The following is a 16550-nucleotide window of genomic DNA, read 5'->3' as shown; positions in this document are numbered from 1 at the left end:
TATAGTTAGAAATAATACGACGTTAAGCCATACCCGTTTAACACTCATAAACTCCAGATTAACGTTGTCATTCAGTTGACGCTACTAGTATATGAAAAAATCGCCTTACTTACCTGCGTTATAGGTACTTTTTCGATAGTCCGTCAACCCGCCTTAACCGCTCATTAACTGAATGCATTACCCGCTGAACAGTTATCTCATTGATGGATAGTGGGGATTCAGGGTTGAAGCCAGACGCGATAGCCGGTAAATTGGCCCGACGCTGCTCCAGGTAATCCGGGTACACATAAGTCATCATTTCTCCGAACGCCGTTGGGTACGGATGCCAGCGTACCAGTGATTTCCCCTGCGAAATGACGATCGAGGGCGTTTGGGTGGAGGCCGCTATGTGGGCGATTCCCGTTTCATTGGCAATCAGCAAATCAGCGTTTGTCAATACATACACCAGCTCAGGAATGGATAGTGAACCGGTTAGATCGACGATGGCCGACGCATCGGGCAGGTGTTTCAGGAACGATTCGGTATACGGCTTTTCATTTGGGGCTCCGGTCAAAACAAGTTTATAGGCTGGATACTGCACCAGAATGAACCGGGCAACCTCAGCAAATCGGTCGACGGGCCATACCCGAAATTCCTGTCCGGCTCCCAACGAAAAGACAACATACCGATCAGGAACAGATACGTCTCTGGCATGATGCCCGTCGAGTAACGGGGGTTGTACGGCTACCGGCTCCTGCACAAACCCCTCAACGATGCGCCGGTCGCGTTCCATCTCGAATACAATTCCCGACCCGGAGTCAATCAGGCGCGTGTATAAACGGTCGCCCAAAGCCGCTTCCCAAGGCGCTATGTTTACGTAGTCCGTCCGGCACCCAACCCGTTCCGACGCTCCGGTTGCCAAGGCCATAAAATCGTCCAGCACCAGCACCCGGCTGTAGGCCGGACAGAAAGCCACCGAAAACCCCTGCAAACGCAACTGACGCACTACCTTGAACCGATAAAGCGGCTGCGTCGATAATTTGTAAATATCCACCCAGACGAACCGGTCAATCAGTCCGCTGTCAAAGGTTTCGGCCAGCGATTTCACGGCCACATTACCGAACAGCGTAATTGAGTGATTCTCATACCGGGCCGACTTTTTTAACGCGCGCAGGTAATTCCGGAACATCAGGTAATCGCCCATGACATCCAGCCGAATGATAACCAGTGAAAGCGGCTTTTCGGGGGTGCGCACAGATAGAACGGCTACCCGGTCAACCAGCCACAGGACAAGGTCAATGGATGCCAGCAGGGGCAGCAGCAGCGGAGACGTTTTAAGAAGCCGGATAAACCGCTTGAGCATCACTTAACGAAGTTATAAACGGTTGTAATAGCCCGGTTGTGCAGCTTATGCAGAAATCGGATGGGCGTTCCGGACCAGTATCGGCTGAATGTCCGGTAATCTTCATCGAACTGAAGGCCGTACTGATTACCGCCTTTGGAGTTGGCGTGAATACGAAAAGCCGTTAACGGTTGCGACAGGATGGCCGGTGGCTGAATCGTTTGCAGGCGTAACCACCAGTCGTAATCCATGGTAAAATGCAGCGACTCCGTCAGGTACCCCAGTTGGGCGTGTGCCTCCCGTCGCCAGAAAGTAGCCGGTTGGCAAATGGCGTTGGTCATGCCCAGATACAGAGCCGGTGTTAGCGAACGAAGCAGTCGTTTATAGTGCCGAACGGGCTGCTGAATGGCGTGGCCTGCTTCGTCGACAATCTGGCAGTCGCCGGTGAGCCATAGCTTGTCCGGGTGATTGGCGAAGAAATTTCCGACGATGGACAGGGCACCGGGCAGAAAATAATCGTCGGAGTTCAACCAACAGACAATATCGCCGGTAGCCCGGCGCAACCCCTTGTTGATCGCGTCCGTCTGGCCGCTGTCCCGCTCGGCAATCAGCGTGAGTTGACTGGTATACTCACCCAGAATTGATAGCGTATTATCTGTCGACAACCCATCCACCACAATGTACTCGATGCGGGGGTAGTTCTGCGAAAGCACCGACTCCACCGTTTGTCGGATGAAGTTGCCCTGGTTGTACGATGGGGTGATAACGCTAATTAGGGGTTGCATAGTCAATTGGTAAGAGCCGCCGATGGCGACGCACCGCTGGCTTCCGGCTCGTTGATCACGTGCCGGTTCTTGAGTTCATTTCGGAGCAGCGCCACTTCCTGCGTCAGTACTTTTATCTGGTTCTGCTGCCGGGAAACCACAACCGATAGGTGAACCAGGAAAATGATGATCGCGAAGATGGCTCCCAGGAATATCAGTGAAGGCGGGTAGAATACACCCAGCGCCAGTGAAATCTGCTCAAGACCTTTTCGCCAGATCGAGAAGATGATCAGAATTACGGTGCAGACAATCCACAAGATCGAATACTCCTCACGCAGTTTTCCCTTTACGATCAGCCGAAAAATAAAGAGCAGAAATAACAGGGCGCTCAATAAGCTGATAATCTGGATGGTTATGGGTACCGAAGCCATCAGCGATGCCGTTTATTGTTCAGACGAAAATACATAAACACGATTCCCAGCGACACTTTGAGCATGTAATACAACGCCCGACTTGTGTTGATGGACGATACACCCTCTTCCCGGTTACGCATACGGACGGGCACTTCCCGAATACGAAGCCCCTGCAAACCAAATTGCACAATAGACTCTGGCTCAGGGTATTCGTCGGGATAATAACGATTTACGATCTCAATGGTTCGGCGGTTGAATGCCCGAAAGCCCGATGTACTGTCGTGAACGGTTTCGCCGATGAGCAATTGATTCAACCAGCGAAAGTATTGAATTCCCAACCGGCGGCTAAACGACGACTGAAACCCCTCCCGGCTGATAAACCGCGACCCGATGGACACATCGGCTTCCTGCTGAAAAATTGGCCGTAACACCGCTGGCAGTTCGTTGGCCGGATGCTGCCCGTCGCCGTCCATCTGCACGGCTATGTCATACCCGTTTTGGTACGCGTACCTATAGCCGCTGTGCATAGCCCCGCCAATACCAAGGTTGACCGGCAGGTTCAGGTACGAACAGGGCAGCGACCGGATTATGGTGAGCGAATTATCAGTCGAGCAGTCATTAACAACCAGAATATCCAGCGCATACCCTTCCCGATCCCGTACGGCAGTCAGCTCATGCACCACATTGGCAATAGCGCCCTGCTCATTGTAGCAGGGTACGATAACCAGAATATGCGGTTGGGGAGTCATTCGGATTGCCCTAGGGATTAGCCTGATAAATGGTTAACGAGCCCAGCGTGGCGACCGACTTCATGCAACGCACCTCTACCGGTTGGGGCTGGTGGTCGAACACCTGGTATTTAACGTTCAACTGCTTCATCCGGGGCGAACAGGGGTCCATCGCAATCACGTAGGCATCCTCGAACTGATTGACCAGAATCACCGAGTCGCGGCCGTTGATATAGCTCTGATTCGTTACGTGGGCGTATCGGTTATAGGCCGAATCCCGCTTCATTTCCGGGTCCAGCACCTTTAGCACGTGCTTTCTGTCGGGCAGGTATTTGACCCCCGTAATTTGTTGGGCTCCTGTTGCCGTAACCATATACGTTAAGTACTGGCTGCCATTTACCAGCCAGCGGGCCTGCGGGTCCTGCTCTACCAGTTGCCGGACGGTTTTATAAAACACGTTTTCGGTAATGGGGCTCAGCCCTTTCGAGAGCGGATTTGCTTTTAGGTTTGGCAGCAGGAAAACCAGCAACCCGGCGCAAAAAATCGTTACCCGGTAACGCACCGGAATGGTGAACAGCAGCAATGCATTCATGAACGCGAAAAACACAACCGGCACGAATGTCTGATATGGCTTGATTAACCCTTCCGAATCATTGACATTCACATAGGCGGTATAGACGACGAAACCAACGATAGCGGTCAGGGCCAGGGCGTTACCCCAAACCGGAATCCGCCGGTACAAATCACTAATGGCGCTATCCCGAATGGCTCCCAGGTAGGCAATCAGCAGAATAATCCCGCCAACACCCATCGGAATCTGCGCCCGGCGCGTGGGTACCATGCTCATCAGGCTGGCTTTGGCTAGTCCTGTCGGGAAGCCCACCTCCACCCAGATCCACATCAGCACGACAAACAGCGCTATGGCAGCCAGCATCCAGTCGATTTTCCGGGTAAGGACAAACAGCAGGATCATCAGCGGAACGATGACCGGCGCAAAATTGAGGTAGTGTGATAATTCGCAGATATTCAGCCAGCTTTTAGGTACTTTTTGATCATCGAAAAACCAGCTGTAATATTCAGAATACCAGTTCCCTACAAAGCCCGTGCCCCCGCTTTCGCTGCGCTGGCCCGGATACACCGTACCGGTCACTGCCTTGAGCGTCTCCTGTACATCGCCCAGGAACAGCCACAGCACAACGCCCGCCAGACCGGCCGCAACGGCCAGTGAAGCCAGCTTGACCACAACGCCTTTGAGCGGAAAAATAGAACGGTAGTTGTTGGCCAGATACCCGATCAGCGCAAAGCCGAACAGGTAAGCCATGGGCAGTTGGTAAGGCGGATACAGGATCAGGGCAAAGGAACAGACCAGCCAGACGAGTAAAAGCGCAAAAAGGGCGATCCGCATCGGTTTCTTTTCGTACAGCAGGTAGACGACCGCCACGAAAGCACCGCAGCAATACCCGATCATGGCCGACGGGATAAACGACCAGCGAACCGTACCGGACGATAGCAGCAACGTAAGTGCCCCCACCAGTGATAAGCCATATTGATTGCGGGTAATGAGCAGGAAAAACAGGAACGAACCAACCAGCAGAATAAGCGGATTTATGTCGTAAATCCAGCTGTAGCCCCGTTCGGTATCAAGAAACATGAATCCCCAATGCCCCGGCCTGAACAGCGTAACCACGTGATGCGTCGGTAAAAGTATCAGCGAGGAGTTCAGTCCGCCAATGGCTTCGTTTTCCTGCGCAAACCCGTTGGTGGCATTGGAGAGAATCCAGGGAGCCGCCACCGCATAATCGTCCATCCGAATTTGTTTGGGTGTTCCGGCAACCAGGCCACGGGTGGTCGGAGAGCCGTCGGGCAGAATCGTGTTCCAGATGGGCAGCGACACATAATGCCATTTGAACAGGACAAACAACAGAAACAGACCTACAAACACCCCGAGCGTAATTTTCACCCGTTTTGTAAACCGAATCAAGTCAAAGGCAGATGCATCCCCATCGAAATCAACGGGTTGAAATATAGGCTGATCTGGCTTGGGGTTTGCGGGAGTCGGGGGTTTCGGGGCTGGGCTGTCACTGACACTAGCGGCCCGGCCTTTTTGTTTCTTGGACATAGGAAAGGCAATGAACGAATTTTCGGAATGGGTTAGCAGTACGCGTAATCAAACTTACTAATACCATGCCAGTTTGCCAACATCCGGCATTTTCTTTCCGGAAATCGGTAATTTGGCCACATGAATAAACGGGTCATGCGGCAGGTAGTGCCGATTTTCCTAGCCGCTGGTTTACTCTGGTATGTTCTGAACGATGTACCACTGGCCCAAATTGGCAGTCAGTTCAAAAAAGCTGACTACGGCCTGCTGGGGCTGGTGGGTCTGCTAATCGGTCTGTTTTATATTCTCCGGGCGGCCCGCTGGCAGCTTACCCTCCAGGCCATTGGCTACAAACCGTCTCTGTTTCGGGCCACGGTGGCACTCCTGGCCGGGTCGCTGGCGAGTATGATCGTGCCGGGAGCCGGTGAGCTTACCCGTTGCGGCACCCTTCAGCAAACGGACGGCATCCCCGTTTCGCAGGGAATAGGCTCAGTCGTCGCCGAGCGAATCATCGATTTACTCATGCTGGTTCTCGTGTTACTGCTGACAGTTATCCTGGAATTTGGCCGGGCAAAAGCCTATTTCGCCAACTTGACACTCGCGCTACCGGGTATGTTGCTACTGGTAGTAGGTCTGATACTGGTCTTGCTGGCAACCGTCATCATCTGGCAAGTTCGCAGGCGCTCTACAGCACAAAGCCACCCGCTCATCCTGAAATTCGCTGATCTGGTTTCGGGATTTGGCCGGGGGTTCATGGCCATCCGCCAACTCCCGAAACCAGGCCTGTTCGTATCAATTACCCTGCTCATTCAGGTTTTTGCCTGGTTAACAACATATGTTTTGCTACTGGCTACCGACAGCACGCAGCAACTGCCGCTTACCGCAGCCCTTACTATTCTGGCGGTCAGTTCGCTGGGGGGATTGGCCGTACCAACGCAGGGGGGTATCGGCACTTACCATTTTCTGGTCAGCCGGGCGCTGGTGCTGTATGGCTTCAGTACCGCAGAGGGGGTTTCGCTGGCAACGTTCATGCACGCCGTTGGCTTTGGGTTCAATCTGTTATTCAGTAGCCTGAGTTTCCTGATCGTCCCGGTATTGGTACAGCAACGTAAACAGCCAACCCCCTTGGAACGGGACGCATGAACGCCGAAAAAACGGAGCCTTTACTATCTATAACCTGCTCCATTTATCGTTATACCCATCGTATATTGTGAATTGATTAGATTCTCAAACAAATCTGTTACATGACATTTCAACAACTAATGCTGTCGGCCGGGCTCATTTCCCTGCCTTTTGTGAGTAGTGCGCAGGAAAAATTTGCCAATACCATCACCGCCAGCGATCTTGAAAAACACCTCCGCGTGCTGGCGGCCGACGATATGGAAGGTCGCGAAACCGGAACCCGTGGGCAACGCAAAGCCGCTGAATACATTGCCACCCAGTTTGCCGCCGAAGGACTGAAACCCATCGTCAAGGCCGACGATGGCAAGCTGGTTTATCAGCAACCCTACACGCTTTACAAGAAAAACTGGGGTGATTTCTTCGTCAGCGCGGGCGGAAAACGCTTCGAGCCGTCCAAAGATTTCATGCCGAATGGGCTATTGTATCTGCCCACCGAAACGAGCTACGAAACGGTATTTGCCGGTTACGGCATTGGCGATACGAATTACGATGACTATGCGGGACGTGATATAAAAGGCAAAGCCATTATTGTTCTGGACGATGAGCCCAAGACCGCCGATGGCAAAAAACTCGTCAGTGGAAACACCGAAGCTTCAAAATGGGGCGGTCCGAACGGATGGCGGGCTAAAAGTCTGTTAGCTAAAGAAAATGGGGCAGCTCAATTGTTCATTGTTTCGGCCGAATCGGCCGAAGCGTTTAAGCAGTTGCTTACCCAGCGGAGTGCCATGCAGGCGCGGTTCAACCGGCTGAGCCTGAAGGCGGGTGCCGAAAACGTAGGCACAATGGGTGTTTTTCTGGTCACGGCCGATATGGCCGCCAGTCTGCTGAACACCTCCCCCGCTACGTTGACGCAAACGATGACCCAGGTAGCTCAATCAGCCAAACCAGTACCGTCATCTCTGGCAGGCAACGTGGCCGTTAAAGCGGATCGGGTCGATGAGAAAACCGAATCGTCGAACGTGCTGGGCTTTATTGAAGGGACCGACAAGAAAGATGAAGTACTGGTTGTTTCGTCGCACTACGACCACATTGGCATCAGCGCCGACGGCCAGATCAACAACGGAGCCAACGACGACGGGTCGGGAACGGTATCGGTACTGGAAATTGCGCAGGCTTTCGCCAAAGCCAAAGCCGCTGGCAAAGGCCCTCGCCGTTCCATTCTGTTCCTGACCGTTTCGGGTGAAGAAAAAGGGCTGCTCGGCTCGCAGTACTATGCCGACATGAGCCCGGTCATTCCGCTGGAGAAGACCGTGGCCGACCTGAATATCGACATGGTGGGCCGGGTCGATGACCTGCACCTGGGCAAAAATGAGAATTACATCTACGTAATCGGCTCGGACAAGCTCTCGTCAGAACTGCACAAAATCAGCGAAGAGACGAATAAGAATCACATCAACATGGAGCTGGACTATAAGTACAACGATCCGCAGGATTCTCAGCGCATCTATTACCGGTCGGATCACTACAACTTCGCCAAGCACCAGATCCCCATCATTTTCTATTTCAACGGGCTGCACCCGGATTACCATAAGCCAACGGACGACATCGAGAAAATCGACTTCAAACTGGCCGAAAAATCCGCCCGGCTTGTGTTCTACACCGCCTGGGAAATCGCCAACCGCGACCAGCGTTTAGTGGTCGATAGTAACAAGCAGTAGGGTAAGTAGTAGGAGTGAGGAGTTAGAAGCGAGGAGCTATCCGGTAGCACAGCGTGCGCCAGCCCTCCTCGCTCCTCACTCTTACTACTACCTCTCCCCTTTCCCTCACAATTCTACCAAATTTCATCCTACCTCTCAGTCCGGGCGGGTTTGTTTGTTGATGGATGTACCACATCCGTCAAGTACAACCGGTGTTTTACCTAGTCTGACCCAAAAACGGATGAAACAAGTAAAGCTATTATTCATGGGGCTGTGTCTGGCAGCCTGTTCGACCCAAAGTCGGGATAATTTAGAGACCCTTAATGCCGCCGGTGCCGGAGATGCCGACAGTAAACTGGCCCGACGCGTTAGTGGCACCTGGCTGCTCAGTACCGATTACCGCTATCAGGAACGGTGCAACTACCTCCCCGAAGAGTTTGTCAAAAACCTTTTTAAACTCGGCGAAGATGTCGAACTGGAGAAATACAGCGGGCTCAACAACTGCGAACTTCGGTGGGGGAAAAACAAAATTGGATTCTACCTGGAAAGCAAGAAGCCGTTTGAGTCGACGTTCCAGTCCGAGTACCATTTCAACAAGCTGTTTGAACCACAGGCCAATGTAGCCCAGGAGCAGACTAACCAGCCTAAACCAACCATTTACGGCCCGGCCCCTGAAGGCACCGGTGCCGAATTCCCCGCCACGACAGAGTCTACTACCCCACAGGAGGACTCCACACGGGGTGCCGACCCATCGGCTCCGCTGGAGGGTATCACCGCCCCAAGCCCACCCATTGCTACGCCTGCCAAAAACACGGCAACCGGCGAAGCCATAACCGAGGTTGGCGACAAAGCCATCTGGGAACCGGGCAAGAAATCACTTCACGTCTTGTATAACAATCACGTTTTCAGCGTTGTCGTTCAGGCACCTGGCAGTATGGCCCAGGCCAAAAAGGGAGCCATTAGTCTCGCTAAACTGATTGCTCACTCGCTCGACGATCCTTCCGACGCCAATCACGGGTAAGTATGCTCACGGCTTGCCAGCGTACCGTTACCTTACTTCCGGGAGCAACAACCAACCTGAATGAGTTGATTAATGAAGCGCCTATCCGGTGACTTTATCAATCAACTCATTTGAGTAAACAACGTATGAAAACGATAATCCTTTCTTTCGCTATGACCCTGCTGATCGGTGTGGCGAGTGTCAGCGCACAAACAGCGGGTGGCAAGTATGGCGGAAACCGGAGTAATGCCGGACGTCAGGGCAATTCTTCCCTGAATAATGCCCGCAAGGCCAATACGAGCCAGACTATGGGCAACGGAGTTCCCTACAACAAGGATGCAGAGCAAAAGCGTGCCATAGCCAGCGGATCGACCTCTACGACGGGTGGGCCAACGGTTAACCGGGGACAGTCAGCTTCGGCATCGGCACCCGCTACAGCCAAACGAAATAACGCTTCGGGAAGCAAATCCGGGCAGGGTGCCAAATCGGGAAGTACACCGCCCAAGGGTTCGGGAAACCAGTAAGTAGCATTCAGAGAATAAACGACAAATAAATAAACGAACGAACACGCGTATGTTAGCCATGAATTACCGAGGGCCGTTCCGGGTACGGGCCGCCCAAAAACCGTATCCCGAAATCCTGCATCCGGGCGATGCCATTGTTCGGGTCACCCGTTCCTGTATCTGCGGGTCGGATTTACACCTCTACCACGGGCTAGTACCCGACACCCGCGTTGGGATGACCTTCGGCCACGAGTTTATCGGCGTGGTGGAGGAAATTGGGTCGTCGGTTCAGAATCTCTCGGTAGGCGATAATGTGATCGTCCCCTTTAACGTTGCCTGTGGTAAATGTGCCTTTTGTAAGCAGGGGCTGTTCGGCAACTGCCATGAATCGAACCCCGAAGCAACCGCAGTAGGCGGCATTTTCGGGTACTCCCACACCGCCGGGGGATACGACGGCGGGCAGGCCGAATTTGTCCGGGTCCCTTATGCCGATGTAGGCCCAACGATTATACCCGACTGGATGGACCACGACGATGCCGTGCTTCTGACCGACGTTGTCCCCACCGGCTATCAGGCAGCCGAAATGGGCGGTATCAAAAAAGGCGATACCGTGGTCGTTTTCGGGGCTGGCCCGGTGGGTATTATGGCCGCTAAATCGGCCTGGCTGTTTGGCGCGGGACGGGTTATTGTGATCGACCATCTGGAATACCGGCTCGACTTTGTCAAAAAATACGCGCAATGCGAAGCCTACAATTTCCGGTCGATGGAAGATCCGGTTCTGTTTATCAAGAAAACGACCGACTGGTTTGGAGCCGATGTTTGCATCGATGCCGTGGGTGGCGACGCGGCCGGTAGTGCGCTGCAAACCATTACGGGACGGAAACTGATGATTCAGGCGGGTTCGGCCACGGCACTTCACTGGGCTATCAATTCGGTCAAGAAGGGTGGTATCGTCTCGATTGTTGGGGTTTATGGCCCCACCGACAACCTGGTTCCCATCGGGAATGTCGTTAACAAAGGTATTACCATCCGGGCCAACCAGGCATCTGTCAAACGGTTGTTACCCAAGCTCATCGACCACATCCAGGCGGGTCGACTCAACCCAAAAGAAATCATTACCCATCGGGTACCGCTGGAAGAAGTGTCGGATGCGTACCATATCTTTTCGGCCAAACTGGATAATTGTATCAAGCCAATTCTCATTCCCCCATCCGCCAGACAATAACAACACGTATTATGGAACCAACAGCAAGCGATTACCCGCATATAAACGGCTGGGGAATAGATGCCGACCCCAATAATGAGCCGACATACCCACTTAAAAACTACACTGGTGACGACCACCAGCGCCTGAATTGGGAAAGGCCTCCTCAACAGGTGCAAACGGTAGAAATACTGCACTCTAACGAACGCCCGAACCTGACGGCCGTTTTTGGCACCTCCTCACCCCCATCGGGTCTGAGCGGGGCCATCCGGCGGTTTGCATTCAGATTCAGCGAATCCGAATATGGGCACTGGCTACCGCTGTTACTGGCCGATCGCGTCAATGTGGTGGAAGGTATTGTGGATGATCTGGCCCACGGACATATTCCGAATATTTTTGCCGAGAAAGGCTGGAAGGCCGACTGGAAGCACAACCGGGCCGGACTAGTGCAGAATGTTGTGATTGGTGTAGCGGCTACTGCTCTTGTCTACGCGTTTTTTACACGTAACAAGCAGCAAACGGCTTTCACTCGATTGAAAAAGACGATTTCAAACTAAGGTTGCGGATGTGTCGCGCGGACTAGTATTCTACGCGACACATCACGCTATCCATCCGCTTATGAAACAAAAACCAGTAATTGATCAGCTCAAACACGAAACGAAAGCAGTACAGGGCGAGGCCAGTAAGGATAAGACCTATGCCAGTCAGAATACATTTTCTGACGAAGCTACCGCTCAGGAAGCTTTTGCCCGGTCGGTCGAGAAGCTGCTAAACGTTACTGGCTGGTCGGGTTTATCTAATTTGACCGCCGATTTTTCTCTCTATGATTCAGTAGGCCGGGAAAAACCGAACGAACCGGTACAACCGGGGGATTACATTCAAATTCAGCTGCCCGGCCCTACGCCCGAAAACTGGGTTCGCGTTACCGATGTCACCTCCCGCGAAAAGCGGGTCCAATTCACGGTTCAGCCCAGCCACGACCCTGGGAGCTCCCATCCGGAACAGACCGAACACTTCTTCAATGAACAGGCGCGCAGCACTTTCCAGGTCGAATTGTTAGGCACTACAATCCGTGCTGCCGAAATAGGGCAGGACGAAAGCATAAATAACCAGCAGCCCGAAGCCGGTAATCTTGGCCGGGCCCTGGTGAATACGATCATTGCAGAAGGTGGCTGGTTGTTCTATCAGAAGTTCCAGTGGAAGCTCCTGACTGACTATTTAGTGCATTTGTAGTTCCTATCGGTCGACCAGTTAAGCACGTTATTGGTTGGATTACCTCAAGCCGTTACCTCAGCTTGTCTACTTTTTCAGTACAACCCCTGCGTTTATACGTTAAACGCATGTACAAGTACAATCTATCCATCTCTATCTTGACGCTATAGGATGAGAACATAACCCTTAATTCAACTACGGTATGGCTCAGCATTCGTTTGACTATTTGCGCACTCTGGACGAATTGGCTACGTTTTTGTTTAACCGACGGGAGACCCTGTTGAATAACTGGCGTACGGCATGTGAAGCAGACCCTTCCCTTAAAAAAATATCAGCCCTTAGCCGCGAAGAGTTTAATAACATTGTCCCCATTATTCTTGATAGCCTTGAGCAGCAGTTACTTGGGCAAAAACCCGAGGTAAACCCGGCGATAGCGGCTCAGTCTCACGGCTTGCAGCGCTGGCAAAAGTCACTCGACCTACCCGATTTGTTAACCGAGCTTAGCCACTTATCCGTCATACTATTTGATGAACTAAAGCTCTTTCGTCAACTATTTCCGCAATCGGACCCAGACGCTATTCTGCGGGTACAGCAGCAGGTTCTGGTGTTTATGCACGAGGCCATGCGGGGGAGTATTACCAAGCACGATGAACTTCAGCGGCTGGAAGCAGCCAACCGGGCGGCCAGTCTGGAGCAGGCCTTGAAAGAAATGGAAGACCTTTCGCGGCAGCGGGGCGATTTCCTGAGAACATCGTCTCATGATCTGCGAAGTGGTCTGAGCCTAAGCATGGGGGCCGCCCATTTTTTACAGATGGATGACCTAAGCCTGGAAGACAGGCAACAGTATGCTGATATGCTGACGCGTAACCTCACCAACGTTCAGTCGCTGCTCACGGGCCTGATGGACCTGGCCAGGCTGGAAGCTGGCCATGAGCCCGTACAGTTGCAGGAGTTCGATGCGGCTCAGGTATTAAACGATCTGGTAACGAGTATTCAGCATCTGGCTGCCGAACGAAGCCTTATCCTCCGTGCCGATGGGCCAGCTTCTATGATGGTTAAAACAGACCGGCTCAAGCTTTATCGGATTGCGCAAAATTTACTGATGAATGCACTCAGGTACACCCCCTCTCATGCCGACTATCCGGGTATGGTATCCGTATCCTGGTCGGCGGAGAACGACTGGCGATGGGGCTTCAGCATTCAGGATTCAGGGCCGGGCTTACCGGCGGGTTTACGGGAGGTATTTCACAAGCAGCTAAAGCCAATTGTTGAAGAAACAAGCACACTGTCGCCGGATGCCGCTCAGCCTGTGGCATCCTTACCGAACGACGAACACCGGATACCGGACGATCCGTTGGCAGAAACGTCACCTGGTGCATTGACGGACAAAGGCGAAGGCGTTGGCTTACAGATTGTAAAGCGGCTTTGCGAATCGATAGGCGCCAGCTTGGAAATCGAATCGACACCGGGTCGGGGAACGCTCTTCCGCATTCGTATGCTCATGCAGCCGCCTTCCTGATTTTTTGCTCACCGCACCTATTTGCCAGCTACCAGACTATCTATCAGGCAAAATTTGTTCAGAATTTAGCAACACACAATCATGTTACTTTTTGTAAACGGAATCTATGAAGGGGTTGAATGCGAGCATGTAGGCTACTGGATCAACGATCATGAGTCGGCGTTTGAGTTGTTGACACAGTTGGTTTCGAACAACTGGGTTTTACAGGAAGCTACCATTACAGATGGGCTGGATCGATTGCGGGTTCCGTTGGAAGCTATTGATGGCGAACCTATCCAGGCGCATATCCAAACGCTGCAACACCAATGGCAATTGATCCTGAACAATACTAAAAGCAGCCGGATCAATCCGTCGGAGACACTCACACAACATCACTTAAAAAACTTGTATCTTCATTTGGATGTCTACTACGACAATATGTTAGTTCATTTGAGAAGAATGATTCTATCGCTTGAGACGAGTAAATCTTTATTACTCACCGGACAGGTAAATGAATCAGTACGGCTTCTTGTAAATGATCAATACGACTCTCTCCTCAAGAGCAACAGGCGTATGTACAGACAGACGAAGGAAGACCGTCAAAAGAACGCAATTCGTCTGCAAAAGATTGAGAATGAACCACCAGCCCGCTAACGTTTATTGATCGGACTTCAACCAATTTCAGTACGCAGGGCTCTAAATTGAAAAGTATAAAGGGGGCAGAGTAACCGTCTCCCACCAGTAGGTTCGCAGCTCCTGAAAATACGTAAGCCAGGATTCGTAATCGACTGGCTTTGTCAGGTAAGATGATACCCCTAGTTCGTAAGCCGTGGTAATATCGGTTGTATTTTCCGATGAGCTGAACATCAGGATTGGAATTTGGTTGAAGGGAGCAGGCATCCCTTTAATTTTTTTAAGTAGTTCCCAGCCATCCTTATTATCAGGCATATACAAATCCAGCAGAATAAGTTTAGGAATTTCCCATTCCTGCGTCTGCCATTCCTCCAACAACGTTATTGCCTGACAGGGCGTAGCGGCTCTAACAGGCGTTACCTCAGGAAGAGATTCCTGAAAAGCGCGTTTCATCAGTAGCCACTGATCGTCATTATCGTCGATAATCAACACTTTCGACTGTCTGAAATTGGCTTTAATCCGGGTTTGTTCCTGATCGCTTTTCATAAGACAAAGGGAGTTGTGATATACCACGCAGCTATAAACAACCTACCAAACAAATGGATTAAAATATCTACTTATTTTTATCAGTCCCCCTCTCAACAACAGACTACCAAGTACTCGATCAATCATTTGTCGAAAGCGAGGTAAAAATGATTTCATTTTATAATCGAAAGGCCGTGCATAAGCACTTATCTACCGGGCTACGAAGGGTAGAACAGCAGCTTTAGGTCGCAGGCGTTTTAGAGTCGGTATGTTGCCTGGCTGCTTCTGGCAGGCGTATTGTCCAGATAACGACGGCAATCATGCTGATCGCACAGAAAATAAACGGGGCTTTCAGACTCACTCCCGAGAGCAGGCTGTTTACCAGTGCCGTTGCAAAGCTGGCCAGCCCGCCCAGTGCCTGTATATTACCGAACATTTCGCCCTGCCCGCTGCCTTCCTTTATCACCTGCGATAGAATGCCCCCGGTTAGACCGGTAATGATAGAAACGGTGAGCGCGTCGACACCGGCCACGACATAAAACAGCTCGACCGACGATTCTGAAAAGGTATACACTATCTGCAAAACTATACTGATCAACGCCATAACCAGAATGGCGATGCGCTTATTGACATGCTGAACGATGTACGTAAAGAAAATAAAGTTGGCAGCTAACGCCAGGCCACCGTAGTACAGGAAAAAACGGGCTGTTTCGGCAGGCGTCATAATAAGTTTACTTTGGGTCAGGAAGGCCACGAAAAAAGCGAAATACCCCATACCGAGGGTAGCCAGCAAGTTCAGGATCAGAATGGATTTTATGCCCGGAAGCTGTTTGTCGGCCTCTAGGAGCTGCTGCCAGATGGAAACGACTTTCAGCGAGTTACGCGCTTTATCGGCAAGTTCGGTGTAGTCAACAGCTTCTTTTTTAGGATTGGTTTCCTGGAAGAGCAGCGCCAGTCTGATGTTCAGCATACCCAGCGCCAGCAGGAGCAGAACCGTAGGTAATGGATTAATTCGGGCTTCGTGAAATACCAGCATGAGCCACCCGGCACCCATAGGCCCAATAACCGGTGCCGAACCGGCAATGAAACTAAACAGCCCACCATACTTAAGCAGTTCATCTTTATCGGTCAGGTCAGCCACCGCCGACCGCATAACGGAGTACAACCCATTAGACCCACCTTTTACCCATCGGCTGGCAACGTATCCCCAGGTTTGAACGGGTAATAAGAACAAGGATGAGAGCAGCGATACCACCGTGGTGGCAATGGCTGCGGGTCGGCGACCCCGCAAATCGGACCAACGGCCAATGGCCGGGGAGCCCGCCAGTTGAACGCCCAGCATGAGGGCGGTGCCAACCGTCATGAGCACAGGTTTAGCCGGCAAGTTCAACACATAGTTTGAAATCAGCACGCCCAACCCACTACCAGCAATAACATCGATCAGAACAATGGAAAAAATAAGCAGTAACTGTCTGTTTTTAGACATACATGAAGAATCAGGTACACTCAATGCTCAAATACTACTCATTGGGCCATGCAATAGTTTTGAGTATGTGTCTAAACCAAGTCAATAGCTATGGATCAAGTGGTTTGGCGAGTTGATGTTTAACCGGGGCAATCCTGCAGCGTCGAACCTGTTTGTCCAGATACGCTAATTGCTGCGTGCTGCCTGATGGACTTGCTACATTTGACTGTAGACAGTTTTTAGGCACATTTGGGGGTAAACCCGAAAGTACCCATGAAAAAAAGACGTGTATTTGACGAGACGTTTAGAAAGATGGCCGTCGAGCTATCTTATGCCAAAGGTTCCGTACAGGAGGCTGCTCACGAGC

Annotated in this window: 16 protein-coding genes; 9 read left to right on the top strand and 7 right to left on the bottom strand. The window is 51.8% G+C overall.

Translation table 11 applies throughout. The annotated features are described in order from the left end of the window. Positions 1-118 precede the first annotated feature (118 nt). Genes NT073_RS04375 through NT073_RS04355 form a run of 5 tightly spaced genes read right to left on the bottom strand, consistent with a single transcriptional unit; the run spans position 119 to position 5345 of the window. Positions 119-1342, bottom strand: a complete 1224-nt coding sequence (locus NT073_RS04375; protein WP_297369368.1) for a glycosyltransferase family 9 protein — start codon at positions 1340-1342, stop codon at positions 119-121. Continuing rightward, a complete protein-coding gene (locus NT073_RS04370; protein WP_297369365.1) occupies positions 1342-2106 on the bottom strand; it encodes a glycosyltransferase family 2 protein in 765 nt (254 codons plus the stop codon). The genes NT073_RS04375 and NT073_RS04370 overlap by 1 nt, the downstream gene beginning before the upstream one ends. Before the next feature lie 2 nt (positions 2107-2108). Beyond that, the gene (locus NT073_RS04365; RefSeq protein ID WP_297369362.1) at positions 2109-2516 is read right to left on the bottom strand and encodes a DUF2304 domain-containing protein; all 408 of its coding nucleotides are present in this window, start codon (positions 2514-2516) and stop codon (positions 2109-2111) included. Continuing rightward, entirely contained in the window at positions 2516-3247 is a 732-nt protein-coding gene (locus tag NT073_RS04360; RefSeq protein ID WP_297369359.1) for a glycosyltransferase family 2 protein, read from the bottom strand. The genes NT073_RS04365 and NT073_RS04360 overlap by 1 nt, the downstream gene beginning before the upstream one ends. A 10-nt stretch (positions 3248-3257) precedes the next feature. Further along, positions 3258-5345, bottom strand: a complete 2088-nt coding sequence (locus NT073_RS04355; protein WP_297369356.1) for a hypothetical protein — start codon at positions 5343-5345, stop codon at positions 3258-3260. A 120-nt stretch (positions 5346-5465) separates the two neighbouring features. Here NT073_RS04355 and NT073_RS04350 point away from each other — a divergent pair, with 120 nt between their 5' ends. The 9 genes from NT073_RS04350 to NT073_RS04310 all read left to right on the top strand — a co-directional run bounded on the left by NT073_RS04350 (position 5466) and on the right by NT073_RS04310 (position 14214). Continuing rightward, positions 5466-6467 (top strand): lysylphosphatidylglycerol synthase transmembrane domain-containing protein, encoded by a 1002-nt coding sequence (locus tag NT073_RS04350; protein WP_297369354.1) that lies wholly within the window; start codon positions 5466-5468, stop codon positions 6465-6467. Positions 6468-6568: 101 nt separating this feature from the next. After that, on the top strand, positions 6569-8164 hold the full coding sequence (locus tag NT073_RS04345; RefSeq protein WP_297369351.1) for a M28 family peptidase: 1596 nt from the start codon (positions 6569-6571) through the stop codon (positions 8162-8164). Positions 8165-8384: 220 nt separating this feature from the next. After that, positions 8385-9164 carry a hypothetical protein gene (locus NT073_RS04340; RefSeq protein WP_297369347.1) on the top strand — a complete coding sequence of 260 codons (780 nt, stop codon included), beginning with the start codon at positions 8385-8387 and terminating at the stop codon, positions 9162-9164. 125 nt (positions 9165-9289) lie between these two features. Beyond that, positions 9290-9667, top strand: coding sequence for a hypothetical protein (locus NT073_RS04335; protein WP_297369344.1), 378 nt, complete (start codon positions 9290-9292; stop codon positions 9665-9667). Positions 9668-9716: 49 nt separating this feature from the next. Then, complete coding sequence (locus NT073_RS04330) at positions 9717-10871, top strand: zinc-dependent alcohol dehydrogenase (protein ID WP_012929690.1); 1155 nt, start codon at positions 9717-9719, stop codon at positions 10869-10871. An 11-nt stretch (positions 10872-10882) separates the two neighbouring features. Further along, positions 10883-11407: a hypothetical protein gene (locus NT073_RS04325; protein WP_297369332.1), complete on the top strand. Its 525-nt coding sequence runs from the start codon at positions 10883-10885 to the stop codon at positions 11405-11407. 61 nt (positions 11408-11468) lie between these two features. Beyond that, a complete protein-coding gene (locus NT073_RS04320; RefSeq protein WP_297369327.1) occupies positions 11469-12083 on the top strand; it encodes a hypothetical protein in 615 nt (204 codons plus the stop codon). Positions 12084-12264: 181 nt separating this feature from the next. Continuing rightward, positions 12265-13581 carry a HAMP domain-containing sensor histidine kinase gene (locus NT073_RS04315; RefSeq protein ID WP_297369323.1) on the top strand — a complete coding sequence of 439 codons (1317 nt, stop codon included), beginning with the start codon at positions 12265-12267 and terminating at the stop codon, positions 13579-13581. A gap of 81 nt (positions 13582-13662) precedes the next feature. Next, complete coding sequence (locus NT073_RS04310) at positions 13663-14214, top strand: hypothetical protein (protein WP_297369321.1); 552 nt, start codon at positions 13663-13665, stop codon at positions 14212-14214. A gap of 42 nt (positions 14215-14256) precedes the next feature. On the opposite strand, the gene NT073_RS04305 is transcribed toward NT073_RS04310, so the two are convergent. Beyond that, positions 14257-14739 carry a response regulator gene (locus NT073_RS04305; RefSeq protein WP_297369318.1) on the bottom strand — a complete coding sequence of 161 codons (483 nt, stop codon included), beginning with the start codon at positions 14737-14739 and terminating at the stop codon, positions 14257-14259. A gap of 220 nt (positions 14740-14959) precedes the next feature. Further along, the gene (locus NT073_RS04300) at positions 14960-16204 is read right to left on the bottom strand and encodes an MFS transporter (RefSeq protein ID WP_297369315.1); all 1245 of its coding nucleotides are present in this window, start codon (positions 16202-16204) and stop codon (positions 14960-14962) included. Between the last annotated feature and the right edge of the window lie 346 nt (positions 16205-16550).

The organism is Spirosoma sp., assembly GCF_026391055.1.
In the GTDB taxonomy this organism is placed as follows: Bacteria; Bacteroidota; Bacteroidia; order Cytophagales; family Spirosomataceae; genus Spirosoma.
This window is presented reverse-complemented; position numbering and strand designations above follow the sequence as displayed.